Annotated in this window: 21 protein-coding genes; 9 read left to right on the top strand and 12 right to left on the bottom strand. The window is 39.7% G+C overall.

Features of this window, described 5'->3' with window-relative positions; translation table 11 throughout:
* Nucleotides 1–281 precede the first annotated feature (281 nt).
* Complete coding sequence (locus tag H6G68_RS03470; protein WP_190905368.1) at nt 282–2,150, bottom strand: ATP-binding protein; 1,869 nt, start codon at nt 2,148–2,150, stop codon at nt 282–284.
* Between the two features lie 34 nt (nt 2,151–2,184).
* Nucleotides 2,185–2,532: a PAS domain S-box protein gene (locus H6G68_RS03465; RefSeq protein ID WP_190905367.1), complete on the bottom strand. Its 348-nt coding sequence runs from the start codon at nt 2,530–2,532 to the stop codon at nt 2,185–2,187.
* 494 nt (nt 2,533–3,026) lie between these two features.
* On the opposite strand from H6G68_RS03465, the gene H6G68_RS03460 reads away from it, so the two are divergent.
* Together H6G68_RS03460 and H6G68_RS03455 are read left to right on the top strand one after the other, a co-directional pair.
* Nucleotides 3,027–4,130 carry an ATP-binding response regulator gene (locus H6G68_RS03460; RefSeq protein WP_190905366.1) on the top strand — a complete coding sequence of 368 codons (1,104 nt, stop codon included), beginning with the start codon at nt 3,027–3,029 and terminating at the stop codon, nt 4,128–4,130.
* A 242-nt stretch (nt 4,131–4,372) separates the two neighbouring features.
* Entirely contained in the window at nt 4,373–5,071 is a 699-nt protein-coding gene (locus H6G68_RS03455; protein ID WP_190905365.1) for a response regulator transcription factor, read from the top strand.
* 333 nt (nt 5,072–5,404) lie between these two features.
* Here H6G68_RS03455 and sfsA read toward each other — a convergent pair whose 3' ends face one another.
* Nucleotides 5,405–6,130 (bottom strand): DNA/RNA nuclease SfsA, encoded by a 726-nt coding sequence (gene sfsA / locus H6G68_RS03450; protein WP_190905364.1) that lies wholly within the window; start codon nt 6,128–6,130, stop codon nt 5,405–5,407.
* Nucleotides 6,131–6,439: 309 nt separating this feature from the next.
* On the opposite strand from sfsA, the gene H6G68_RS03445 reads away from it, so the two are divergent.
* On the top strand, nt 6,440–7,108 hold the full coding sequence (locus H6G68_RS03445; protein WP_190905363.1) for a 2OG-Fe dioxygenase family protein: 669 nt from the start codon (nt 6,440–6,442) through the stop codon (nt 7,106–7,108).
* A gap of 516 nt (nt 7,109–7,624) precedes the next feature.
* The gene (locus tag H6G68_RS03440) at nt 7,625–8,890 is read left to right on the top strand and encodes a tetratricopeptide repeat protein (RefSeq protein ID WP_190905362.1); all 1,266 of its coding nucleotides are present in this window, start codon (nt 7,625–7,627) and stop codon (nt 8,888–8,890) included.
* 46 nt (nt 8,891–8,936) lie between these two features.
* Here H6G68_RS03440 and H6G68_RS03435 read toward each other — a convergent pair whose 3' ends face one another.
* Nucleotides 8,937–11,021, bottom strand: a complete 2,085-nt coding sequence (locus H6G68_RS03435; protein WP_190905361.1) for a serine/threonine-protein kinase — start codon at nt 11,019–11,021, stop codon at nt 8,937–8,939.
* Between the two features lie 641 nt (nt 11,022–11,662).
* Nucleotides 11,663–12,166, bottom strand: coding sequence for a 2TM domain-containing protein (locus tag H6G68_RS03430; protein ID WP_190905360.1), 504 nt, complete (start codon nt 12,164–12,166; stop codon nt 11,663–11,665).
* A 204-nt stretch (nt 12,167–12,370) separates the two neighbouring features.
* Here H6G68_RS03430 and H6G68_RS03425 point away from each other — a divergent pair, with 204 nt between their 5' ends.
* A complete protein-coding gene (locus H6G68_RS03425) occupies nt 12,371–13,078 on the top strand; it encodes an ROK family protein (protein WP_190905359.1) in 708 nt (235 codons plus the stop codon).
* 467 nt (nt 13,079–13,545) lie between these two features.
* On the opposite strand, the gene H6G68_RS03420 is transcribed toward H6G68_RS03425, so the two are convergent.
* Entirely contained in the window at nt 13,546–14,388 is an 843-nt protein-coding gene (locus H6G68_RS03420) for a prephenate/arogenate dehydrogenase (RefSeq protein ID WP_190905358.1), read from the bottom strand.
* Nucleotides 14,389–14,470: 82 nt separating this feature from the next.
* Between H6G68_RS03420 and H6G68_RS03415 the strand changes: the two genes are divergently transcribed.
* From H6G68_RS03415 to H6G68_RS03405, 3 genes are all read left to right on the top strand, one after another.
* Nucleotides 14,471–16,027, top strand: a complete 1,557-nt coding sequence (locus H6G68_RS03415; protein ID WP_190905357.1) for a pentapeptide repeat-containing protein — start codon at nt 14,471–14,473, stop codon at nt 16,025–16,027.
* Between the two features lie 108 nt (nt 16,028–16,135).
* Nucleotides 16,136–16,729, top strand: coding sequence for a DUF1517 domain-containing protein (locus tag H6G68_RS03410; RefSeq protein ID WP_190905356.1), 594 nt, complete (start codon nt 16,136–16,138; stop codon nt 16,727–16,729).
* A gap of 56 nt (nt 16,730–16,785) precedes the next feature.
* Nucleotides 16,786–17,658, top strand: coding sequence for a hypothetical protein (locus H6G68_RS03405; RefSeq protein WP_190905355.1), 873 nt, complete (start codon nt 16,786–16,788; stop codon nt 17,656–17,658).
* A gap of 401 nt (nt 17,659–18,059) precedes the next feature.
* Here H6G68_RS03405 and aroF read toward each other — a convergent pair whose 3' ends face one another.
* From aroF to H6G68_RS03380, 5 genes are all read right to left on the bottom strand, one after another.
* Nucleotides 18,060–19,118, bottom strand: coding sequence for a 3-deoxy-7-phosphoheptulonate synthase (gene aroF / locus H6G68_RS03400; RefSeq protein WP_190905354.1), 1,059 nt, complete (start codon nt 19,116–19,118; stop codon nt 18,060–18,062).
* Between the two features lie 496 nt (nt 19,119–19,614).
* Entirely contained in the window at nt 19,615–20,121 is a 507-nt protein-coding gene (locus tag H6G68_RS03395) for a PAM68 family protein (protein WP_190905353.1), read from the bottom strand.
* A gap of 12 nt (nt 20,122–20,133) precedes the next feature.
* Nucleotides 20,134–20,403: a 30S ribosomal protein S15 gene (rpsO, locus tag H6G68_RS03390; protein WP_190905352.1), complete on the bottom strand. Its 270-nt coding sequence runs from the start codon at nt 20,401–20,403 to the stop codon at nt 20,134–20,136.
* A 243-nt stretch (nt 20,404–20,646) separates the two neighbouring features.
* Nucleotides 20,647–21,501 carry a cyanophycinase gene (locus tag H6G68_RS03385; RefSeq protein WP_190905351.1) on the bottom strand — a complete coding sequence of 285 codons (855 nt, stop codon included), beginning with the start codon at nt 21,499–21,501 and terminating at the stop codon, nt 20,647–20,649.
* Nucleotides 21,502–21,693: 192 nt separating this feature from the next.
* Nucleotides 21,694–21,897 carry a hypothetical protein gene (locus tag H6G68_RS03380; protein WP_190711213.1) on the bottom strand — a complete coding sequence of 68 codons (204 nt, stop codon included), beginning with the start codon at nt 21,895–21,897 and terminating at the stop codon, nt 21,694–21,696.
* 488 nt (nt 21,898–22,385) lie between these two features.
* On the opposite strand from H6G68_RS03380, the gene H6G68_RS03375 reads away from it, so the two are divergent.
* Entirely contained in the window at nt 22,386–24,317 is a 1,932-nt protein-coding gene (locus H6G68_RS03375) for an ATP-binding protein (protein ID WP_190905350.1), read from the top strand.
* A gap of 80 nt (nt 24,318–24,397) precedes the next feature.
* On the opposite strand, the gene H6G68_RS03370 is transcribed toward H6G68_RS03375, so the two are convergent.
* Nucleotides 24,398–25,438 carry a 3-deoxy-7-phosphoheptulonate synthase gene (locus tag H6G68_RS03370; RefSeq protein ID WP_127055390.1) on the bottom strand — a complete coding sequence of 347 codons (1,041 nt, stop codon included), beginning with the start codon at nt 25,436–25,438 and terminating at the stop codon, nt 24,398–24,400.
* Nucleotides 25,439–26,029 lie beyond the last annotated feature (591 nt).

The raw sequence follows: 26,029 nt of genomic DNA, 5'->3' as shown, positions 1-26,029 counted from the left end.
TATATAGGAATAATATTTGATTTTTGAAATATACGTAGGTAGGGCTATGCCTTACAAACCATTGCTGCGGTGGGCATTGCCCACCCTACGAGACTTAAAATTTTATGGCTAAGTCACGCAAGCTATCAGATATCATTTATGATTCCTATATCTGCCAGATGAGGAAAAAATCAAAGAGATAACCAGAAGTGAATTGATCACACAATTCATGATACCTATTGGGGCAACGTTAGCGTAGCGTGCGCGCATACTACAGAAACGTTGTCAAGCCTTTCCTAATCTTAAGAAGTTGCAGACTGGGTTAGAGCAAGAATTTCTTCAAACAAAAAATCATTAACTAGATTAGTCAGCGTCTTAGCCAAAGCAGCCTGATTTGGCGGAATCTCTTCAATCAATTGCAGAATATGCTTGGCATTAACTCTGATGGCTGCTTGGTGCAATCGTTCTAACCAATTTGCAGGCATTTGAGCGATGGCTACACCCGCCGCAGGCATTGCATCTCCTAATTCATTCGCAAACATGACTGAAGATTGCATCTGTATCGGCAGTTGAGTTTCTTGAGTTGCATATATATATTTCACGCCCAAGTATTCTGCCATCTTCTCAAAAATCACTTCAACTCGAAATGGCTTACGTACAAAGTCATCACAACCTGTAGATAAAGCAACAATCCGGTCTTCTTCAAAAGCACTACCAGTTAGAGCAATAACAATGGGTGGCGAAGTACTTGCTGTTTTAATACGTTTAGTGGCTTCATACCCATCCATGACTGGCATCCGCATATCCATCCATACTAAGTCAGGACACCAACTTTTAGATAAAGCGATCGCTTCCTCTCCATTATTTGCTTCCCGCACATCAAAGCCGACTGGTTGCAGCAGCTTAATCATGATCTGGCGAATTTCTGGTTTATCTTCTGCTACCAAAATCCGATATTTTGGCTGTCCAGGGGCCAAAGCAATGACTTGCTGGCTAGATTTTGCCATCTGCACTTCATCAGCTCGAACTTCTTGGCTGTGGATATCGAACCTAAAAATTGTTCCCACCCCTACCTGACTGTTAACAGTCATTTCTCCCCCCATGAGCCGAACAAATTTTTGACTAATGGGTAAACCTAGTCCAGTTCCTTCTTGGGAATTTTTACCTGTTTGAGTTTGTGAAAAAGGTTCAAATAACCTTTCCAGTTCCATTAATTCAATACCGGGTCCAGTATCTTCAACCTCAAATAATAGGCGTATCCCTGTGTCTATTTCTTCTGTGTCTCGTCGAACTCGCAGAATGACACTACCTGCTTGGGTAAATTTGATGGCATTGCCTAATAAATTAATTAAAACTTGGCGCAGTTTACTTTCATCAGTACAGATATATTGAGGTAAATCGGGGGCAAGTTTAAATATTAACTGTAATCCCTTCGATTGAGATTTTAAACGTAACATCTGGGAGATTGTGTCCAAAAGATGTTTTAAATCAAAACCAGTTTGATTAAATGTGGTTTTACCAGCTTCTATTTTGGACATTTCTAGAACATCGTCGATTAATTTCAACAGATGTTCACCACTGCGAGCAATTGTATCTAAATACTCCTGCCGTTGGGTATCAATAGAACCATATCTAGTGAGTAATTGGGTAAAACCCAAAATAATATTCAGGGGAGTTCGTAGTTCATGGCTCATGTTTGCTAAGAACTGACTTTTAGCAACATTTGCCACATCTGCTGCTTCTTTGGCCTGCTGGAGTGCTGCTTCTGTTTGTTTACGAGCCGTGACATCACGAATTACCAAAACAGCACATTTTTCCCCTCCAACTAGTTCAATACAGTTTCCTGAAATTTCCAGAATTATTGTTTTCTGAGATTGTTTAAACTCATATTCAGTTGCTTTCAGTTGGTCTTGCATCGCGATCAGCACTGGATATGCCTCGTGTGTAATTACTTGTCCCTGCTGTGTTATTTGTAGTAGCTGAATTAGTGGTCTACCCAAAATTGTAATATGAGGTCTACCAACTAAGCGATCAAAGGCTGTGTTACACCATTGCACCTTGGTATCCTCACCAGTCCAAACAATTGCATCATCAATAGCCCCTAATGCTACTTCCATTTTTCCTAGAGTTGAACGCAGTCGGTTTAACTGAAGGGTAAGATCTTTATCCATAAAAATAACCTGATTGAAAAATGACTGTTAATTTTTATAAAGGAGATATAGTTGCGGCAAAAAACCAATTTTCACCTTGTTTTTCTGCCGTGATAAAATGTTCGCTTTCTACTTCTACACCATCCTTAGTTACAGTTTTTAATAAAAGCGGATGATTAAGAATTTTGGCTTTTTCAGTCATCACAAAGCGGGAAAAACTCAGTCGGTGAGAATCATGCAGGCTCTGGGGAATAATTACTTCTAAAGGCAACCCAATGATTTCCTCTGAAGTCCAACCATAAACAGCCTTGAAAGCCTCGTTTATATAAGTAATAAATCCTTCTTTGTCAGTAATAATCACTGGAAGTTCAGTCTCTAACTGCATTTGGTGGAAATTTTTCATGACTAGGCTTTGATGTTTAAATGGTATTGGTTGACAAACAAATAATAATTTAAAATTATATACAGTCTTTATATCTCAATTTACGCAAATTTGTTTAACAAGAATACAGAAGGTCAGCAGTAACCTGCACCGAACGCGCCTCCTCGTTTACTTAAAGGAGGGGTACAGGAGTATGGCTAATGCCATGCTGCGCTATCAGGAGTACAGCGATTAGCCTTACTTTTGACAATCTGAAGTTCTAGCGACCAATAGAGAGCAAGAATTTACATCTCTCACCAAAATTTCCAATTTGCTGGTTTTTGTTTCCGATGGATTTTAAATCCTATAGCTGAAAATGTTCTGCAACTACTGCACTCCTGTATTCATCCCTCATTTTTAAATTTTTTGTCAATCTTTATTTATTGCATCAAAAACTGTTATAGTTTTTTTTGGATATTTTCACACACGCATTATTAAAAATGTTGATTTCTTGAGTTTCATTCAAGCTAAATTTTATGGATGGCAGTCACTTACACAAGGGAGATATTCTTATTGTTGATGACACCTTGGATAACCTGCGCCTTTTATCGAAAATGCTTACTGCTCAAGGGTATGAGGTGCGGTGTGTAACAAATGGCACGACAGCATTGACAGGATCTCAGGCTCAACCGCCAGATTTAATTCTATTAGATATCACCATGCCAGGATTGAATGGCTATGAAGTTTGCCAGCAATTGAAAGCAGACTCTCGCACCTGTGAAATTCCGGTAATTTTTATCAGTGCTTTAAATGAAACATTTGATAAAGTCAAAGCCTTCTCAGTTGGAGGTGTAGATTATATTAGCAAGCCTTTTCAGTTGGAGGAGGTATTTGTTCGGATTGAAACGCAACTGACTAGTCGGAGATTGCAAGCTCAACTTCAGGTGCAAAATTTCCGGTTGCAGCAAGCGGAAGCAGACTTACTCAAAGCTTTAGAACAAGAACGAGAACTCAATCTGCGACTTCAGGAAATGGCAACTATAGAAGAACGCAATCGCATTGCCCGTGATATTCATGATTCTTTAGGCCATTCGTTGGTGGCGCTGAACATTCAACTTGAAGCGGCTATGGCTTTGTGGCAAGATAACTCTACCAAAGCTTATGAATGTTTGTTAGAAGCGAAACAACTGGGGTCAGAAACTTTAAAAGCGGTACGTGAATCTGTGGGGTTAATCAGGTCAGAACCTCTACAAAGTCAACTTTTGGCAGCAGCGATCGCTAACCTTACAGAAGAATTTTATCGACTCACTGGCATCTTACCAGAAAGCAATATTCATATCCCACCCAACTTACCCCATGCCATAAACACAACTATTTATCGGATTTTACAAGAGGGCTTGACTAATATATGCAAGTATGCGAAAGCAACAGCAGTGGAGATTCAGATTCGGAGTACTGATTCTCATACAATACTTATGCTTGAAGATAATGGTAAAGGCTTTCAAGTAACCGAAAACACTCAGGGATTTGGGTTGAGGGGAATGCAGGAACGAGTCACTGCATTAGGAGGTTACTTAGAGATTAACAGTGAGCCAAATGCAGGCTGTAGGATTACTGCCTTTTTCCCTCAAGCGACGTGATTTACCCAAATTTCTGTTGTTACTCCCTTAAACGACTTATAGCTTGATTGGGACTATGTATTTAAGAGTCGGTTTTTACCCTACTTCAGAATCTCCGTGCCTGTCTTGTCGGGGAGTGTCAAAAATTCTCTTCCACAATGTAAATTTATTCTTAGTAATTTTACGGCTTCTTTGGTGACTGATATGATGATTTTTCAATGCTGAAAGTGAATAAATATTTAACCTACTGAATAATGTAATTTATGATTCGGATGTTGCTTGTCGAAGACCAAGAAATTGTGCGTCGTGGTTTGAAGACTTTACTAGAGATTCAATCCGATTTACAAGTAGTGGCAGAAGCAGAAAACGGTCAACAAGCAATTGATCAGATGGAAAGCCTGTATGCAGCGGATGCTGCACCTGATATTGTATTGATGGACATCCGTATGCCTGTAATGGATGGGGTAGTAACTACCCAAAAGTTATGTCAGCAGTTTCCAGACACGAAAATTCTGATTTTAACAACATTTGACGATATCCAATACATTTCTGAGGCATTACGTTTTGGCGCTAAGGGCTACTTACTAAAGGATACGCCAGCACAAGAACTGGCAGCAGCAATTCGTTCAATTTACAAAGGCTATACTCACTTTGGCCCCGGAATTTTGGAAAAGATGCTGAGTGTTGTACCCACTTCTGGGACAGAAGCCCCAAAGCAGCCACCACCTGAACTGGCAGAACTCACATCTAGAGAGCGAGAAGTTTTACATTTGATTGCAACTGGCTTCAGTAATCGAGAAATTGCTCAACATCTCCACCTTTCTGAAGGAACCGTGAGAAATCATATTACTAATATTCTGACTCGACTGAACTTACGCGATCGCACTCAAGCTGCTATTTTTGCCAATTCGTTTCTGTCTTTACTCAATAACTCTGAGTCAAATGGCACTAATGGGACTTAAACAAAAAGGTTCTTCAGTTCCTATTTTATTAGGTCAAATATGAGTTTAGTTACGCCTACACCTATATATAGCAGGAGTCAGGAGTCAGGAGTCAGGAGTCAGGAGTCAGGAGTCAGGAGTCAGGAGTCAGGAGTTAAACCCTCTTGTAGTGAGAGTTTCATTATCAATTGATGTCCTAACCACCCTGTCCACGGCTATAAATAAAGGGTTTCATTGCTTTTGATGTCAAATTCATATCAAGCGATGAATTCACCTACAATCTTTATATGGCAATAGTTTCAGAATTTAAAAAAATAATTTACCATGAATTTAGCATAGTAAGTACGGAAGAACCTAAATTTTTAGTTTTGCTAAACCCAAATAACGAATACCTTCTGGAGAAACGTCAAAACGACAGGGTAGGACTTCTAAACCCAGGTTTATAGCTTCCCGTAATAACTTACCATATACAGGGTCGGTGCTGTCACCGGGGGCAAACTCTGGACAATCACCCCGATTGATAAAATACAGCATCACTCCCCTGTTTTGGGGTAAAAGTGCCATTAATTCCCGTAAATGCTTTTGTCCTCTTGTGGTTTCTGTGTCGGGAAATAGTGCTAAATTACCTTGTGTCCAAGTCGTATTTTTAACTTCTAAATAAATCGGAAGTTGTTCATCACTTCCTGTTAAGTAGAAATCTACTCGACTTTTTTTATCTTGGCCATAAACCACTTCACCTTTAACTTGGCTATAGTCACCTAATTCTGGAAAAAGATGTTTTTCTAAAGCTAATTTCACTACCCGATTTGGTAAAGCTGTATTCACACCTACCCAAGTCGGTTCTATATCTTGTACTTGAATTAACTCTAAGGTATAAGCTAATTTGCGATTAGGATTATCACTTTTAGAAAGCTGTACCGCACTACCAATAGTTGAGACTCCAGTCATTGGCCCTGTATTAGCACAGTGTGCTGTCACTAATTCCCCAGAAGCTAGTTGAACATCAGCAAAAAAACGCTTGTAGCGTTTGAGCAAAATACCAGAATATAGTGTTGGATAGCGATAAAGCCAATCAGTCATTGTAATAGTTCAAAGGGAACAGAGAGCAGCGCGGTCTTGGGGTCTCCCCAAGTGGAGAGACTGCGGAGGAACAGGGAAGGGGGAACAGTGAAACCCACCCTTAAAAGAGTGAGATTGAAAACTTGGACGTTTTTAAGACACTTTCTATTCCCTGTTCCCTTTTTTTGTAAATTGTCTTATTAATATCATAAATGGGTAACTTTTGTAGTCAAATTTACGATATTTAAATCGTAGTGGCATATAATAGAGATCACATACCTCCTATGTAAAAAAACTGGGAGGGTTAAAAAATGCAAGGAGAAACATCCTATGCAAGAAGTCTCACGTGCGACGGAATTAGAATATGCTTTTCTGTTTACTCTCAGAAAAGTAAATTCAATTAATACTGAAGATTTACAGCCATTTTTTCATAATTTACCAATTGATCCTTACATTAAGGGAGAATATCGCTCCAGAAGGTTATCGCGGCTGATAGTTTCAGGGGATAAGTTGATTAAACTTCCTCATGGACATCTATTCCAAAGCGGAGAATATAATCCTTTATTGGGTGATATCAAAAGAGAGTTTGCAGAATTAGATGATGGGTTGGTAGAACTGGATATTTTTAAGAAGGTTGTTTTAGCATTTTGTGATTCTTGTCAACTCCACCCAGAAGCAGAAATTGGTGTTCATCAAATTAGAACTACTTGTTCTCCTGGACATTTAGGAAATCCAGCACCGGAAGGTATCCATCAAGATGGTACTGATTTTATTGGGATATTTGCTGTGAGTAGGGACAATATTCAAGGTGGAGAAACGCATTTGTACAATGCTAAAAAAGAGAAACCAGTTTTTAACAAGATTCTCCAACCAGGAGAACTGCTTTTAGTTAATGATCATGAATTTTTTCACTTTACTACTCCGATTAAACCTCAAAATCCAACTACAGGAACTAGGGATGTTTTTGTGCTGACTTCTCCTAGTTTAATTCTAGATTGAGTATTTTTTCTAGAGGATGTTGAAAAAGTCGTAAAGTTGACAGAATAACCCCTCTCCAAACCTCTTTCCCCCAATCCCCAAAGGGGGTACCGAGTCCCCCAAGGGAGGAGAGGCTTTGATATCATGTATATACTGCGTCTAAACCAACCTACAAGATGTTCACAACCTCCGCAAGGATTGCTATATACTATTAAACTACTCTGGTAAACTTTACGACTTTTCAAACATCTTCTGAAAATCCAAAATTGATTGACGTTATTATATATAGGATGGTTATATAACGTTTATCGGTTGAGTGAGATACAATCACCCCACCCCCAACCCCCTGATCGCTCGCTTGCGGGGTAGGGGGCTATGATGTACCTCATGTGATTAGGAAACGCTATATAGCAATTCCCATTCAAGTGAGGTACAAGCAGTAATAATTAAACGCAGATGAACGCAGATAAACGCAGATAATTTAGTACTTCATTAGACTAGGAAATGCTATAAAAGTCTTGTTAAGAATAAAAGATTATGAATGAGCAATTTTACAATCGGGGATTAGAAAAAGCTCAACAAAAAGATTATGCTGGTGCGATTGCAGAATTTAACCAAGCCATACAGGTAGATCCTTATTTTAGCGCCGCTTACGTAAAACGGGGTTTAGCATATTATGATTCAGGTGCAATTCTCCAAGCTGTTTCTGATTATACCGAAGCTATCAAACTAGATAACAAAAGTTTCCAAGCTTATTATTGTCGCGCTTTAGCCAGGTTAACGCTGAAAAATCTACCTGGTTGTTTAGAAGATGTGGAAAAAGCGATTCAGCTGAATCTTAATTTTGCAGCTGGTTATGATTTGCGGGGGATAGTACGACGCAAACAAGGATATATTCAAGATGCGATCGCTAATTTTAAAAAAGCCGCCGAATTATATCTAGAACAAAAGGATGCAGAAAATTGTCGTCTCTGTTTGGAGAAGATTAAACAAATACAACCTAAAGAACACACTACCGTAAATCCACCCAGTTCTAAACCGACTCCTGTCATATCCACTAAAGATTATTTCACGCAATTATTAGATAAGGCGGAAAAGGGAGACACAGGAGAAGCAATTGCTGATTTAAATTGGATCTTAAAAGCTGATTCCCAAGATGCACAAGCTTATTGCTGTCGTGGGGTGGTGCGTTGTAAAATGGGAAATTATCGAGAAGCGATCGCAGATTTTAATCAAGCACTACAACTAAATTTTCAAGCTGCTATTGTCTATCGCAACCGGGGAAAGGCTCGTTCGCAGTTAGGAGATCATCAAGGGGCGTTATTGGATTTTAACCAAGCAATCAAGATAGAACCAGAAAATGGTTTAGTCTATATTGCTAGAGGTAATGTTTATCGATCAATGGGTAACTATCTGGCTGCTATTCAAGACTACGCTCAAGCCTTACAAATTAATCCCCATGATCCACAAGCTTACTACAATCGCGGACTGGCTTACACCTTTTTAGAAGAAATGTCAAAAGCGATCGCAGATTATCAAAAAGCAGCCAGTATATTTTGTGAACAAGAAGACTGGGAAAATTACCGCCAAGTATTAAATAGCCTGCAAAAAATCCAGTCATTTGTCCCAGAAACAAACAAAACCACATATAATCTATTACGTCAAAAACTGTTACGTCTAGTGGGGGGATATTGGGAAATCGCCCAAAGACTGATTCAGCAAAAGAAATTTGTGTATCCGGGGATGTCGGAAGAGTGGTATTTACAAAAAGTGATTGATGATTGGGAAAGCGATCGCCCTTAAACTCCAAAAATATCCCCTTATTCGCTGAAAAACCAGGAATATCAGCCTACTCAGACAACCGCCAAATCTTAATTTTGTTATCTTCCCCACCACTAACCAAAGTCTTACCATCAGCATTAAAAGCCAAAGATGTGACTGTACTAGTATCTCCCTGTAAGGTGCTAATTTCCTTACCTGTGGACACATCCCATAATTTAATCGTGCTATCGCGGTTAGCACTAGCTAAAATCTTACCATCTGGGCTAAAAGCAATAGTCGTCACATTATTATCTTGTCCCATCAGAGTAGGAATTTCCGTCCCAGTTTCGATATTCCACAGTTTAATTTTGCGATACTTGGGGTGAGCGTAGCTATCGCGGCTAACACTTGCTAGAATTTTACCATCAGGGCTAAAAGCGACAGTAGTCACCGTTTGTAAATTTGGTGTAATTGTACGAATTGGCTTTTCTTGAGCAATATTCCAGAGTTTAATAGTCTTGTCAAAACTACCACTGGCTAAGGTGACACCATTAGGACTCATCGCTACAGTTCGCACCCAGTAAGAATGACCTTTAAAAGTACGAATTAGCTTTCCCTCTGCTAAATTCCAAACTTTAATTGTTTTATCATCACTAGCACTCACTAAAGTTTTTCCATCAGCGCTAATCGCCAAAGCATGAACTGCGTCAGCATGACTTATTAAAGTATGAATCAGCTTTTTCGTACTTAAATTCCAAACTTTAATTGTGGAATCATCACTACCACTAATCAAACTTTTACCATCAGGGCTAATAGCTACCACATTTACCTTTTTTGTGTGTCCTTTCAGGGCTGTAATTTCCTGATCTGTGCTAAGATCCCATAAATTAATGATGCTATTTTTGTCCTCGCAGCCCTTCGTGCAATCACCACTACTAGCAATAATCTTACCATCTGGACTAATCGCCACAGACAAAACCAAATCTTCCTCTCCTGGGAGAGTTTTCACCAAAGACATTTTCCCCAAAGATTCCTCTTGAGACTGATGGACAATAGCATCACTCTTGACTGTACTAATTGGTGGTGGACTGAAACTAGAGGAAAGACCAGTTTTTAACTGGCGAAAATGTCTATAACCAGATTCTCCCAACCCCAAAGATAAAATCACTCCAGCTACCAAAAGTACATTTCTCAGTAAAATATATTTTTTTGGATAAGTAGTTGAATAATTTTTTGGTAATTGGACAAATGAATTACTAGCTGGTGGTAATATATGTGTATACTGTTTACTCAAATCTCTGATAACTTCATTAGCTGATTGGTAGCGATTCTTAATATCTATTTGTAACAGCTTATCTATAGCTTGTGCTACTTCATTACTCACAGGAGTTCGCAAATAATTCTGCCAAGTTTTTACCCAACTGTATCCATGTTCCATCCACAATTGGAAAGGAGAAATTCCTGTTAATAAATGAAAGCAAGTAGCCCCTAAACTAAATAAATCACTAGCGGGATAAGCTTTTCCATCTCTAATTTGTTCAATGGAAGAATAACCATGTGAACCAATTGAAGTCCCATGCTTTTTTTGACCTTTGGCTGTTAATTGTTTAGAAGAACCAAAATCAATTAAAATTAATCTTCCATCACTTTTCCTGCGAATAATATTTTCTGGCTTGATATCTCGATGAATAACTCCCCGCTCATGAATAAACTGGATAATCGGCAACAAATCCAGCAAAATAGATTGAATATCCCAATCTCTATAGGTCTTTCTTAATTGCAACTCTGTTAATAAATTATGTCCATCAATAAATTGCTGAACTAAATACAAACAGTTATCTTGCTCAAAGTAAGCTAATAGAGTGGGAATTTGTGGATGTTCTCCAAGTTCACGAAGTCGCTTTGCTTCTTCACTAAACAACTCCATTGCTTTCTTTTGTGACCAAGTTCCTTGGAATTTTGGTGCTAATTGTTTAACTACACAGTAGTCATTTAATTTATCTGTATCTTCTGATAGATAGGTTCTACCAAATCCCCCTTCATCTGAAAGCACCCGAATGACACGGAAGCGATTTCTCAAAAGTGGTACTAGGGGAGTTTTACAAGTTTGACAAAGCTGATTTCCCTCTGGATTTTGGGGATTTGAACAATCTGGATTTAAGCAGCAAATCATGATCTGAGATGCGTGAATGCATGATAAATAATCCGTAATCGTACTCTGTTTTCCTGAATATGGGAAAATTACTAGAGCTATATAATTAATTATTTATTTTCTGATTATTTTCAGATTATATAATATTCAAAAATTAAAAACTGGTCAAAATGCCACTATGATTTGATGTATATTTTGCTATCAAATCGGCAATTAGCTATTCGGTAAATATATCTTTATCTAATCACAGATTATCTCTGTTTATTTGTAAAATAAGTTACTAAATTTATGTATTAAATTAACAAGTTATCAAAATTCCCGAAAATTACCCATTCATTTCATTAATTACAACCAATAACTAGTAGTCTGTCAAGAGCTAATTGACGGGTAAATAAATCTTTCAATTTTTCTTCTTCCTTCTTCCTTCTTCCTTTGCTACGCAACGCTAACGCGAACGCGCTCTTTGCGTCTATCCCTACGGTCCCGTAAGGGATACGCGGTTCATTACTCTATCCGTCAAAATTTATTTGACAGACTACTAGTACAACACGGCGTAAGTTAACCAACCATTAAAAATACCTGAAAAGCCTGTTAAATCTGCTTTTTTAATTTTTAATTATTAATTTTTAATTCCGAGAAAGCGGTACTAGTACATTGGGTAATTAAGCTTGCCATGTTTTAAACCACTTATTCAAGACTGTATTGATAGTCTGTTTGATTTGATGCTTACGATTCCATTTTTGGAAAGCAACTTCGTATTCTTCCCCTTTAGTTTGAAAAGTATTCCAGATATCAAGTCCTATGGCTAAACCGCAAAATAGTAAAATATAAAGTGACCAAGAAAGAGTATTGCCCCCAATCAAGTCCATCAGCAGCAAAAAACCGTTGACAATGGTATAATTACCAAGACGTTTTTTAAATTTACCCCAGCGGTAAACCTCAAAAGCTTGGCGCTGTTGGACTTCACTTTTTTGTCCTAACCAGTCCTGTTCTGCAACTTTGACCAAATCAGGTGATATTTGTAACTCAGCAGCAATTTCTAGGATCTGCTGATATGAAAATTCTTGATCAAAATCGTCAGTTTGACGAGCGATCGCTAATTGCAGAATTTGCTGCACCTCTTCTTGGCTATAAGAACGCAGGCTGTTAGATTCAAACGCCGTCATAATGCTTTCTCTGAAAGGAATTTTAATAATAGAGAGCCAGTATCACCCATCTTCGCGCTATTCCTACACTAGCAAATCTAGATTAGGGTGGCGATAGAGATTTCTAACTGCAAGCAAAGCTGAAGACTCTCAAAAAATCTGCTGCTGACGAGAATTTAGCAGCGCATAATAACCAAAGAAGTTGCAGCAGGAGATAGAAAACCAATGCTTGAAGATAACGGATCAATTCGCACCCTGTCGGTGGATATTGGCGGTAGTGGTGTCAAAGTCATGGTTTTGGATATTACAGGTAAACCATTAACAGAAAGGGCGCGGTTAGAAACACCCCAACCCGCGACACCAGAAGTAGTAATTAATGCCATTGCCACGTTAGCCTCATCTCAAGGTGAGTATCATCGAGTTTCCGTTGGTTTTCCCGGTGTTGTGCGTTGTGGAGTCACGGAAACAGCCGCCAACCTAGATCAAAATTGGATTGGGTTTGATTTAGCAACAGCACTATCTGAGCGACTAAATAAACCAGTGAAGGTAATTAATGATGCAGATATGCAAGGACTAGGTGCAATTGCAGGTAAAGGCGTGGAATTGGTGATTACCCTGGGGACTGGTTTTGGTTCCGCTTTGTTTGTTGATGGTAAGTTAGTGCCAAATATGGAGATGGGACATCATCTGTTTCGTCAAGGGAAGACTTATGAAGAACAGCTAGGACGTGCAGCCTTGGAAAAAATTGGGGATAAAAAATGGAATCGGCGGTTACAAAAAGCGATCGCATCTTTGCAAAGTCTGTTTAACTATGACTGTCTTTACATCGGCGGCGGTGAAGCTGTGCGAGTGAATATGAATTTGCCCTTAAACGTGAAACTCATTCCCAATATCACCGGGTTATTAGGTGGTATTGCTTTGTGGCGAGATTAGCTGTTTTAATCCCCACTGATATCGTGTTCGGTTAAAGACTTATAGTTAGGGAACCGCGCGGTGAAGGGGGGACGCAGTGACTTTTTAAATAAGTAATTAAGCGAACATGATATGAGTTATAAACAAATTTGTTAATAGTTAAAAGCCTCAACAAGTTATATCAATTCACTTAATTAAAGCTAAAATGAATCTCCGCGTCTGTGCGTCCCCTTCCGCATCTGTCCATTTGTATCAACCTGAAAGTATAGCCGTGGACAGGGTGGTTAGGACATCAATTGATAATGAAACTCTCACTACAAGAGGGTTTTACTCCTGACTCCTGACTCCTGACTCCTGACTCCTGCTATAAAACGGTCTTACTCCCACGGCTTGGGAACAGGAAATAGGAAAAACTGTTAAAACTTCCCTATTCGCTGTTCCCTTCTGCGATAAATTTGTACCTCAACTGACTAGAAAACGCTATATTATTAATCTTTAACAAACTTAGGTCGAGTCTGTTGATTTAAATTCATTTGTTCGTTTAGCTGTTCCCACTTTTCTTGTTCAATCAGGTAAATAAATTCGTCGAGGTTTTGACGATACTGATGTAGTGAGTGTAGCAAGGCTTGACGATTATATTGTGCCATCATCACCCCTAATTCTGGATTCCCACCACCAACACGGCTGGTATCTCGAAAACCTGAACTAGCAAGATTTTGAGCAAGGTGGGCAATTTCTAGGTCTGTTTCACTCAAACAAGCAGCTATCAAGGAGGCACTAACCATCACAGGTAAATGAGAAATCCAACTAACCGCACGGTCGTGTTTTTCTGGCTGACAATGATAGATAATAGAACCAAGCGATCGCACAATTTCCTCTAATACTGTAATGGCACTAATTGGCGTTGTCGCTACAGGTGTGAGTACATAAGGACGATTAACAAACAAATTTCGCTGTGCAGCTTCTATGCCTACATCCGTATTTCCAGCCATTGGATGACCACCAATAAAATTTTCCCAAATGGGGGCAATCGCCTCTACAATTGGTGTTTTTACTGAACCTACATCAGTCACGATAGTAGTCGCAGGTAAATGAGCAATTAGCTGTTCAACTTGAGGCACAATAAGTCCTATAGGGGTGCAAATAAATACAACATCGGCTGATGCCAACAGGCTCAAGTCAACTGAGGCTTCATTCACACTTCCCAAATCAACAGCTTTTTTACAGGTTGATTCACGACGGCTAACTCCTAAAACATGATGTCCTTGCGACTGTAAATCAAAACCCAAAGAGCCGCCTATCAGTCCCAGTCCTAAAATACCAATTTTCATTTTTTCAATTGACAACTAAACTTTTACATATTCTCTGCATAACTTTACCAACTATTAAAGTTGGCATCTGAGAGGTAGGTTCATGACTATAGAGGAATTACTAGAAAAATATGCAACGGGAGTCTTAGATTTTAGTGGCGCTGAACTAGCTGAAGTCAACTTGAGCGGCACTAAACTTAATGGTGTCAATCTCAGCCAAGCTAATCTCAGCGTAGCTAATCTCAGTGGAATCAATCTCTCCGAAGCTAATTTGAGTTATGCCAAGCTGAATGTAGCCAGACTCAGTGGCGCAAATCTGGCTGGGGCAATTCTTAACAACTCCAGTCTCAATGTCGCTAATTTGATTAGAGCAGATTTTAGTCGCACTCAACTCCGTCACGCTTCCTTAGTTCGCGCTGAGTTAATTCGCACTGATTTCACTCGCGCTGACATGAGTGAAGCTAACCTCAACAGTGCCGATTTACGAGAAGCTACACTGCGTCAGGCCAATCTCCGTCACGCTAACTTGAGCGAAGCCAATTTAAGAGGCTCTTGTTTGCGGGAAGCCAACTTAGAAATGGCTAATTTAAACGCCACTGATTTGACTTCTTCCGATCTCAGTGGGGCAAATTTACGTGACAGTGAGTTGAGACAATCCCAACTTTGCATGGCCAATCTTAGTGGAGCAGACTTAAGTGGGGCAAATCTTCGTTGGGCAGATTTGAGAGGAGCAAATCTAATTTGGGCAGATTTGAGCAATGCCAAACTGAGTGGAGCCAACTTAACTGGAGCAGATTTGAGTAATGCCAATTTAACCAATGCAAGTTTAGTACACGCTAACTTAACTCAGACAAAATTAATTAAAGTCGAATGGATTGGTGCGGACTTAACTGGAGCTACATTAACTGGCACAAAACTTTACGCTACTCCCCGTTTTGGTTTAAAAATTGAAGGCATCAAATGCGACTGGGTTGACCTTTCTCCTACAGGCGATCGCACCATCATTCAAAATTTTAATGAGGAAGAATCACGGGACTTTTTTAATGCTACTCCGCCGACAATTCGTATTATTGTTGACTTACCTTTAGAACACGAAGCCAACTTTGTTCTCGCTGGGACTTATTACCAAATTGCTCAAGAATATGCGGGATTGATACAAATACCCAGTGTAGAAAACGGAAGCCGTAGAACTATTTTTACCTTTCGAGTCGATAGCGACGAAGCTTTATTACCAACAGCTTTTATGGCTATTCTTCCCTTTAAAGATGCCGCCGCTACCCAAAAAAATATCTACACAATGGTAGAGATGATTCGTAAAGAAACGATGACTAACCAAAGTTTCAAATCACCACAACTTGTCAAAAAAATAATCTTCCTGGTAGAGGAAGCTCTGAATAAATCGAAGACAATTAAACAGACGAAAAAAAATCTAGAAGTAGCAGCAAAATTAAGATTTTTTAAAGCCCCAACCCAAACAATATTAACAAATTCTAACGCTCAATCTTTAACTATTTATGATCATCCTAACTTTGGCAAACGATTGATGAATCGTCCGATGAGTAGTTCTGTTGATGATATATCAATTGAATCAGAATATATTATGCCTTCACTCAAGATGACCTTAGATTTTGTGCAAGGATTTTATTTCATGAGTCGATAATCCAGTAATACCTGTTTTCAGATAAACGCAGATAAATACAGATGCATTCATGGATTCTATAATCTTCAGGCTAAATTAGTATAAATAATACATTGTGGGAGTCAAACAATGCGCGATGGCTTTAATCGGATGATGGGTAAAACACGCTATGTCGTCTGTCGTCTATTCCTGCATTTAAACGGGGGCGAAGTAGCGCCGATATTGGGTGTCCTCAATCGCGCTGCACGAGCAGCAATTGATGCTGATGGTGATTTGGAAGTTTTGGGAGAAGAATTAGTCTCAATCTGTCAAAGCCTACTCCAATATGATGAATACTGGACTTCAGCCGCTAATGAAGGCGATGTATTTTGGAGTGAAGGCGAAGCGGGAGATTATGTCAATGAATTATTTACTGACTCCGCCCAAAGATATCTCAGTGAACCAGATTTTAGTACAGCTTCCCGTTTCGATGAACCTTTATCTATCCCTGTCACCCGCAACGTAGTAGTCATGCTGACAGTGGCTTATGAAGGAGAAGTACCAGAATTAGAAGCAGATCTTTCTAACATCCAGGCGCTGAAGGAAGGCTTTAAAGCTTTAATCAATCTGCACTACAAACATAAACTCCGAGCCATCCAAGTGCATTTTTCACCAGCCCAGTTAGGTGACGAACTGACTAACGATCAGTTGTTGCAGTATTTTCCGGAATTGATTCCTTTGTAATTTGTTAGTTAGTCTATAATTACCACCCGCATCGATCACTTTAGGAAAATCACACAATGATCATGACCATAGCACGTAAATTTACAGTCGTTTTTCTAGCCTTGAGTTTGTGCTTGACAACTGTCGCCTGTGGGGGAGGAAACGAAACTACATCTTCCAATAACAATGTGAGCCAAACTGCTACCCCCACAAAAATAAGTGATGGACAGTATCCAGTACAGCAAGCCACCTACAACGATGGTAATGGCGAGTATACGCTGTTTTTACTCAATAGTCAGCCTCCAACATTTGCCACCGAAAAGTTACAAATGGCACGGCTGACAGATGAAGAAATCAAAGCGGGTAAAAAAACTTACTTGAAGGTAGAAAATGGACAGCCAGCTTTATACCTGACAGAAGATTTTAAAATTGAGTACGTCCATAACGTTACTGAAACCAAAACTAATCCCCAAACTGGACAAAAAGAAACAGTTGTTGTTCGTCAAGAATCTAACTTCTGGACACCTTTTGCCGCTTCTTTGGCTGGTAACGTGGCAGGTCAAGCCATTGGTAGTCTATTATTTAGACCTCAGTACTATGTACCTCCCGTTTATCAGTCAGGTGGGATTATGAATGGCTATGGTGGATATGGTTCTACTTATGACCAAGCAGTTTCCAGCTACCGTACTCGCTACAATCAACCACCCGCAGCCGTAAGAAATCGCACTGCTTTCCGCACCACAGGGTCAATTAGAAGGTCATCTGGAAACTCTACTCGCACGACACCACGCACAACTACAGGTAGAGCTACTGGTTCTGGTTTTGGTGGCAGTACCCTCCGTCCTTCTGGTAACTCTAGCTCTACTCGACGCAATTCTGGTAGTGGTTTTGGTAGTGGTGGACGTTCTTCGAGTCGCCGTTCTTCTGGATTTGGTAGCAGAAGAAGGTAATATCGTGTCCGGTTAAAGACTTATCATTAGGACTGACGCGGAGATGGTGAGACGCTCTTACGCGGAGAGTTTTTTTTCATAAGTAATTAGCCGGACTTGATATAGGAATAATATTTGATTTTTGAAATATACGTAGGTAGGGCTATGCCTTACAAACCATTGCTGCGGTGGGCAATGCCCACCCTACGAGACTTAAAATTTTATGGCTACGCCACGCAAGCTATCAGATATCATTTATAGTTCCTATATTATTCGTAATAATGCCTCCGGTCTGGCTAGTGATACGAATTTGTAATCATTCCTACGGCAGGCTACCGCCAACTTAATTCGGATGATGGTTACAAATTACGAATTAGTTTTCTTTCAACCCTGTCACCTGCCACCTGTCACCTGCTATAGTTTTATACTGCTACAGGTGCCGGTTGTTGCCAACGACCCACAGCTTTACCAATGACTGCCAATTCTGACATCAACTTATCAAAACGGTCTGGTGTTAAAGATTGGGGGCCATCAGATAAAGCTTTGGCGGGGTTGGGATGAACTTCTATCATCAGGGAATCGGTACCAGCTGCGATCGCCGCCATTGCCATAGAAGGTACAAACTCAGACCAACCCACACCATGACTAGGGTCAATCATCATCGGTAAATGGGTCAGTTTCCGCAACACAGGCACAACTGACAAATCCAAAGTATTGCGAGTGTACTGACGGTCAAAAGTTCTAATTCCCCGTTCACACAAAATCACATTAGGATTACCCGCAGCCAAAATATACTCAGCCGCCATTAACCAGTCTTCAATCGTCGCCGCCATACCTCGTTTTAAAAGAACTGGTTTTGGTTGCGCCCCAACTTTTTTCAGCATCGAGAAATTTTGCATATTTCTCGCCCCGACTTGAATCACATCCGCAACTTCCCCAATTTTCTCTAAGTCTTCTGTATCCATAACTTCGGTAATAATGCCGAGTCCACTCACTTCCCGCGCTTTAGCCAACAATTCCAAAGCACTTTCACCATGACCTTGAAAAGCGTAAGGTGAAGTTCGGGGTTTGTATGCACCACCACGTAAAAACTTAGCCCCAGCAGCTTTTACACGCCGCGCTGTCTCGACAATCATTTCCTCATTTTCCACCGAACATGGCCCAGCGACTACCACCAATGGATGATGTTCGCTAAACACAACAGCCCCATCAGGAGTGTTAACCACTACCTCAGAAGCTTGACCGTGACGGAATTGGCGGCTAACTCGTTTGTAGGGTACTTCCACCCGCAACACTTGCTCAATCCATGGACTGGCTTCCTGAATTTGTAAAGGGTCTAAGTTAGCTGTCTCACCGACTAGACCAATTACTACTTTATGCTGTCCAATGATTTTTTCTGGTGTTAATCCCCAGCTACTTAGTTCCTCGCTCAGGCGGTCTATCTCTTCCTGTGGGGAACCCACTTTCATCACAACAATCATGTTAAAATTCCTGTCTATGTGAGTAACTTTTATTGTTTCTGATCTTAAACAGATCGGGGTGTAATAGCGATTTAATGTGAGGTTGCAAAGAATTATACTATTTAAGAAGCCACCCAAAGCGAGTCTACATCTGCGGTTGGTGTCCTGGAAATCTGATTCTATGCAGCTTCATCTGAAAAAAGCTATCACCTTACCTAGGATTTAATACTTATTAATTAACAGATCAAATATCAAAAAAAATGTAGCGCCCAGTACTTTTTCTGAATATTGGGTATAAATAAGAAATTATAATTTTTTGAAAATTGATGTTGAAGAGATAAAATTTCAACTTCAACATTCAAGCTTAAAAATCTACCCAATATCGCAGTTATATAGCAACAGACAGGGCGGTTAGGACACCAACTGATTATAAAACCTAGAGATCAAAAGACTTTTCAGACTGTCACCTGTCACCTCTTCCCTGTCACCTGCTATATAAATACCTGAGCGCTAATGATCAGACGTTCTTGTTTCGAGTTTCGCGCCAAACTTCGGTCATCCGTCCCCAATTAATGCCCAACTCACCCAATCCTAGTAAAGTTCCAGGTCTTTCTTCATCCCAAGAAGCGGAAAGAACACCATAGGTTATTCCCAGCACCCCTAAACCAAATAATCCCATGTTCACCAATAACACGGCAATAGGAGGAAGTTGGATATCAGCAAATGTGATCAGCAGATAGCTGACAACTAGAGTGGTAATACCCAATGCTGTGGGTATACCGCAAAAAGCAGCAACTCGGCGAATCATCCGCTGGCTGACGACTTCAGGAATCGCCATTTCTTCTTTAGTGAAGGTTTGGGGCTTTTGCGGCTGTTTACTAGATTCTTGTGACTTGACTATGGGTTGACTGTTAGTTTTAGGGGCAGTTTTTGGAGGAGTTTTAGCGGTAGCTTTAGCGGGTTTTTGACGCTTTTTGTTTGGCTCAAAGGGTAAACGACTGCGTTCTGATTCTTCACCAGGCATAAGCAGTAGTTCCTAACCACGAATACCAAGGCGACCAATCAATGCTTGATACTTTTCCCGACTGTCCTGTTGGATATAGGATAGAAGGCGCTTACGTTGACCAATCATCTTTAATAAACCCCGACGGGAAGAATGGTCTTTTTTATTAGCTTGGAGGTGTTCACTGAGGCGGTTAATGCGGTCAGTTAACATAGCGATTTGGACATCGGCTGAACCAGTATCGGTTTCGTGAACTTGGAAGCCAGAAATTAGTTCTTGTTTGCGCTGTTGCGTCAGAGCCATGATTAATTCAATTTCTATTTTTTCTAATGTCTTCAGCAGTCTCCCATGATATCACAACCTCTAAGCTGTGCGGCGAATTAGCATTGTCGCCTTGTCAACCAAGAGGCAGGAGGGATTTGTTGCAGGGAGCAAGGGGAGGAAAGGTCGTTTTGATTGCAGAACTTGGATAATTTATTTTTTGGAGTTCCCTAAACAAATAATTTTGTGATCTAATGAAACTATAATTTCTAATTTCCCAAAAAGTTAGCTTCCGGTTGTAGCCACTGGTACAGACACATTTGCCGCTGAGGGATGATCTATGATAGGTTGACGTGTTTTTAGGTCAAATTTATATCCATGTGGCAAAATATGTAGCTTCGCGCCGACAATTGCCAAAGGCTCATCCTTCAAAATTTGATCCAGATTATTATACGTAGCTTCTGATTCATCTACAATCGTAACTGCACCTTCGCCAATAACTTCAATCTGGGTATCAGTTACTACCATAGCTGTATTTTCATCAATGCCAAATCCCAAGGCCACAGGCTGTTGCACTAAAGCAGAAATTAAGCGTCCTAACCGTCCGCGCTGAGAAAAATGCTGATCAATCACTACCCCTGGTAAAAAACCAAGACCAGGCCCCATTTCCACCACTTCAATCCGGGCATTAGTCTGAGAATCACCTTCGACTATCATTTGATCTGGCATGACAGCAGCACCTGCACTGGTTCCACCTATGACTATGCCTTCAGAGTAACGTTTGTGAATCGCTGCATCAATTTCTGTGTCTTTGAGAATACTGGTGATGCGAGCTTGATCTCCGCCAGTAAAAAATACACCTGTGGCGTTACTAATTGCTTCTAATGCTGTAGATGAAGATGCATCTTCACGAGTTTCTGTATCAAGAATGCGAACGTGTTCGGCTCCCAGACGCTCAAAAACTCTAATATAATTTTCTCCGGCTTCTCGTGGTAGTTCTGTTGCCGCCGTCATAATTACTATGTGTGCCTTTGTCCCACCAGAACGGCGCACAAACTCACGCAAGATTGGGGTATCTCCATCTTTTTCTTCGGCTCCGCCAATAATTACTAGCTGCCTTTTGCTATGAATGTCAGTCATGATGGTTCCTTGTTTTTGTTATTTATTTTCACTAAAACATGACATTACAAGTAAGGAATCATCCATTTGATAGATTGCAGAGCCATAAAAATGTATTTAGTTGTTAGTCATAACCGTTAATAAATCAATAGCAATTTTCCATTCTGCAAAATAGTTGGTGGATGCTATTATTTCTCGCAGCTTATTCAATCTCTACTGAACTCTACTCCTATAAAGTAAGTCAATTAAGAAAAGACGTGCTTGTGCAAGTGAGATATGCCTGGGTTTCCCTTGGTAGACAATTTGGTACTCATTGATATCCGGTCCATCTCCATATCCTGAAATCAACTTGTTGTGAAATGCTTCCTCCGCAAGTTGCCGAACTTCATCTCTCAGACTAGCTTGTGTGTTATTCATGCTTGACTGTACCCTAAACGCCCTTTTAGAGTTATAGATATCTGGCGAACATATTGCACCTTTCCTAGGTTAGATTTTTTATTTATTTTATCCAAAAGACGTTGAATGCGATCACACTCAAGCTTCACCTGTCTCCGACGGAATCAGTAATTCAGTCGAAGTTATGTCCTGAGATAGGAGCAAATTTTAGATCATTGGGATATGCTGAGTTATTGAATTCGGACTTAATACTTAATCAGTTTGGCTAAACATAAGTAGTTAGTCTAAATTATTCACAGGTCTTTTTTGCCTCTTTGCCTGAGCTAATCTAGGATGCAGAATTAACAAATGTTCAATTAATTTTACAGGGGTACTTAACTCATACTGTTTCACTTTAAGGTTTATACAAATAGACAGACGCTCTGATGCGGAGATTCATTTGTAGCTTTAATGAAGTGAATTGATATCAGAAATCAGATTCAGGGTATTTAGTTAAAGGTTAATAATCAATGGTTCAACAGCAAAGCACCGATGTCATTCGCATCAATGCTAGAAGAAGTGATGTTTTCGATATTTTCAATTTAAAGTATTATATTGGACCAAATCCTTATTTAGATACAGGGGCGCTAGTTTTTGATTTTTCTTTGACTGAATATCGACAGCCCCTAGCAATTGAGGAGTATGTTTCAATTATTAGCGATACCTCCAGTGGTCATCGCCAACGCTATCCCCACTTAGCAGAGCAAACCTATAATTCCTACGCTGATTTATTTGCTCATGTCGTCTCTGAAGTGGGTAAATTAGACATGGGTTTGCACTTCCATCTTTGGAGCATCAAGCAATATCCCAATTTTGCCAGAATTAGCATTCAATCACTTCATGAACGGACAACTAGATCAGTAGTTTACTTAGTTTGGGATTGGTTTGAAACTATTACTCAAGGTGAGGAATTTTCAATCGATGAAAGATTAGTAAGTTTGCAAAATACATTTCGTGCCTCTGTCTATGGGGGTCCTACTGTTTACGCTTTATTGCGAACTGCATACCAACAGGGTATTCCTGCTTTTTACTTGTGGGAAGAAGGACTAATGCAATATGGCTTTGGTAAAAAACAGGTGCGGGGAGTCGCAACGACTTTTGACTGTGATAGCCATCTTGATTCAGAATTCAGTACCCGCAAAGATGACTGTAAAGACTTTTTACAAAACTTGGGTTTCCCAGTTCCCAAAGGTGATATCGTCCACTCCGAAAAAGAAGCTGTGGCGGTAGCGAAAGAGATTGGCTATCCAGTTGCAGTTAAGCCTGTGGTAGGTCACAAAGGAATTGGTGTTACTGCTGAGGTGCAAAATGTTAGAGAGTTGGAATCTGCTTATAATAGAGCGTTGTTAGCGATTCCAGATGAACAGCCAACCAGGATTATTGTCGAGAAAAGCATATCAGGTACGGATTTTCGGTTACTGTGCGTTGATGGTAAATTTGTCGCCGCTACAGAACGTCGCCCAGCATCGGTTGTGGGTGATGGAGACTCAACTATTAAAGAATTAATCAGGCGAGAAAATCGTAAACAGGAAAGGAGGGATACACCAACCTCTCCCATGAGTAAGATCCAGATTGATGAAGCGATGGAATTGTCTTTAGAGGAACAGGGTTTAGAATTGGATAGTATTGTTGAGAGCGATCGCACTGTTTATCTGCGTAAAGTGGCGAATCTCTCTGCTGGGGGAATGAGCATTAATGCTACAAACCCAATTCACCATGACAATATTATCTTGGCACAAGATATCGCCCAACATTTTCGGCTCACTTGTCTGGGTATTGATATCATTGCTAAAAATCTTTCCGAATCTTGGAAATCTGGCAACTTTGCTATTCTAGAAATTAATTCTGCACCTGGGATTTTGATGCACCTTAACCCAGCAGTGGGTAGTAGTGTTGATGTCCCTGCTCATATTTTGGCAACCTTTTTTCAATCTAGCATTGATGCCAGAATACCAATTATTACTTTTAATCAAATCAACCTTACTGACTTGCAAGTAACAATTGATCACATTCTTTTACAGCATCCTGAATGGACAATTGGTGCTGTTTGTCGTCAAGGCATTTTTGTCAATCGTTCCGAAAAAGTCTTGAGTCAAGATTACAATCACAATGTCCAGAGTTTGTTGCGTCATCCCAAACTTGACTTACTCATTGCTGAATACCCAGAAGCAATTCTGGAACCAGAGGGAATGTTTTACCAAGGAAGTAATATTGTTGTTTTAGATAATCCCACTGAAACTGAAATGATGTTGGTAAGAGATGTCTTAGATGGTTCTATTGTCGTGATTAAGAAAGAAAAGGAGGTTTCTATTCAGCGACAGGGGTTAATTGAGGATTACACTTTGGGCGTTGAGGAAGCTTTTAGCAGAGTTTATTTGAAGGAAATTAGGTCGATTTTGTAATTTTTAAACGCTGAGGTACGCTGAGTAAATCGCAGAGGTACGCAGAGAAATTAACCTGCGTCTCTGCTATATTTCGTTGACTACAGTTTGGCGTGAGCAGCCAAAATGATTTTTTCTGTTTCTTCCCAATTAATACATTTGTCAGTTACTGAAACTCCATATTGTAATTCTTCGCGTTTGCCAGTAATCGGTTGATTACCTTCATATAAATTGGACTCTAGCATCATCCCGACTATGGAGGTATTACCATCCACGATTTGCTGAATCACATTTTCTAAGACCACAGGTTGTAATCTGTAATCTTTATTTGTATTCCCATGACTACAATCAATCACGATTCTGGATGGTAAATTTGCCGCTGTTAATTCTTCTTCCACTAGCCTGATATTTTCTACATCAAAATTAGGCTGACTTCCGCCACGCAAAATTACATGACCATGAGCATTCCCTCTAGTTTGAAATACGCTCACCTGTCCTTTTTGATTAATTCCTAAGAAATTATGTGGTTCTTTAGCTGATTTTAAAGCATTTAAAGCTACGTGAATATTACCATCAGTACCATTTTTAAAGCCTACAGGCATAGACAGACCACTAGCCATTTCTCTGTGGGTTTGTGATTCAGTTGTGCGTGCGCCAATTGCTGACCAAGCAACCAGTTCACTAATATATTGAGGGATAATAGGATCAAGCGCTTCTGTAGCAGTTGGTAATCCTAATTCGGCAATTTTCAATAACAAGTTACGGGCAATTAATATACCATGTTCAACATGAAAAGAATCATCCATATCTGGATCATTAATTAATCCTTTCCAGCCTACAGTAGTTCGGGGTTTTTCAAAATAAACACGCATGATTAACAGCAGTTTATCTTGAACCTTTTCTGCTAAAATTTTCAACCTCTCAGCATATTCAATTGCCGCTTTTGGATCATGAATTGAACAAGGCCCAACTACGATAAATTTCCGGCTATCTTGGAAATCTAGAATATTTTCTATTTCCTGTCGAAACTTCAAAATTGTCTGTTCAGCAGACTTAGTTAAAGGTGATTTTGCCTTAACTTCATTCGGAGTTAATAAGACGTGAGAACTTTTAATGTTAGTGTTAATTAATTTGTTGATCATGACTCAAATCTCTTGATTTGTTTAATGCTATTTAATCTGTAAACGATTACTATACACATTTTTAATAAAAAAAACAAGCTCAAGCCATATAGCAATCGGAAATGATATGTGAGAAAATATGTTGCCTATTGCCTACTTTCATGCTCTCTGGGAAACACTAGATAAAGAAAAGTGTAGTATCAATTCACTTAATTAAAGCTATAAATGAATCTCCTTCCGCGTAAGAGCGTTTTTCCATTTGTATCAACCTTAAAGTGAAACGGTATAGCGTCTCCCAGAGAATAAGTATAGCTACGCAGCTATCACCAATCAACCGTTATTTATTAATACCATATTCAATATTTGTAAAAATCAATCAAACAGCAGATATTTAGTCAAAAATATCTTATTTATTGCTTCATATCTGCTATTAGCAATTAAGTGGAGCAACGTCAATAATTGAAGCTTTGTAGTGAGTGCTTTAGACCTAACTACGAGCCAATTTCAACATTTGTTACTTTACTTAATACAGCAGATTGCAGATCAATGAGGCTTCGCCGTGAGCGTCAGCCGATAGCTTGCGTGGCGTAGCCATATGGTACAGAATCTAAA

This window comes from Anabaena catenula FACHB-362, from assembly GCF_014698735.1.
Classification (GTDB): domain Bacteria; phylum Cyanobacteriota; class Cyanobacteriia; order Cyanobacteriales; family Nostocaceae; genus Anabaena; species Anabaena variabilis_A.
This window is presented reverse-complemented; position numbering and strand designations above follow the sequence as displayed.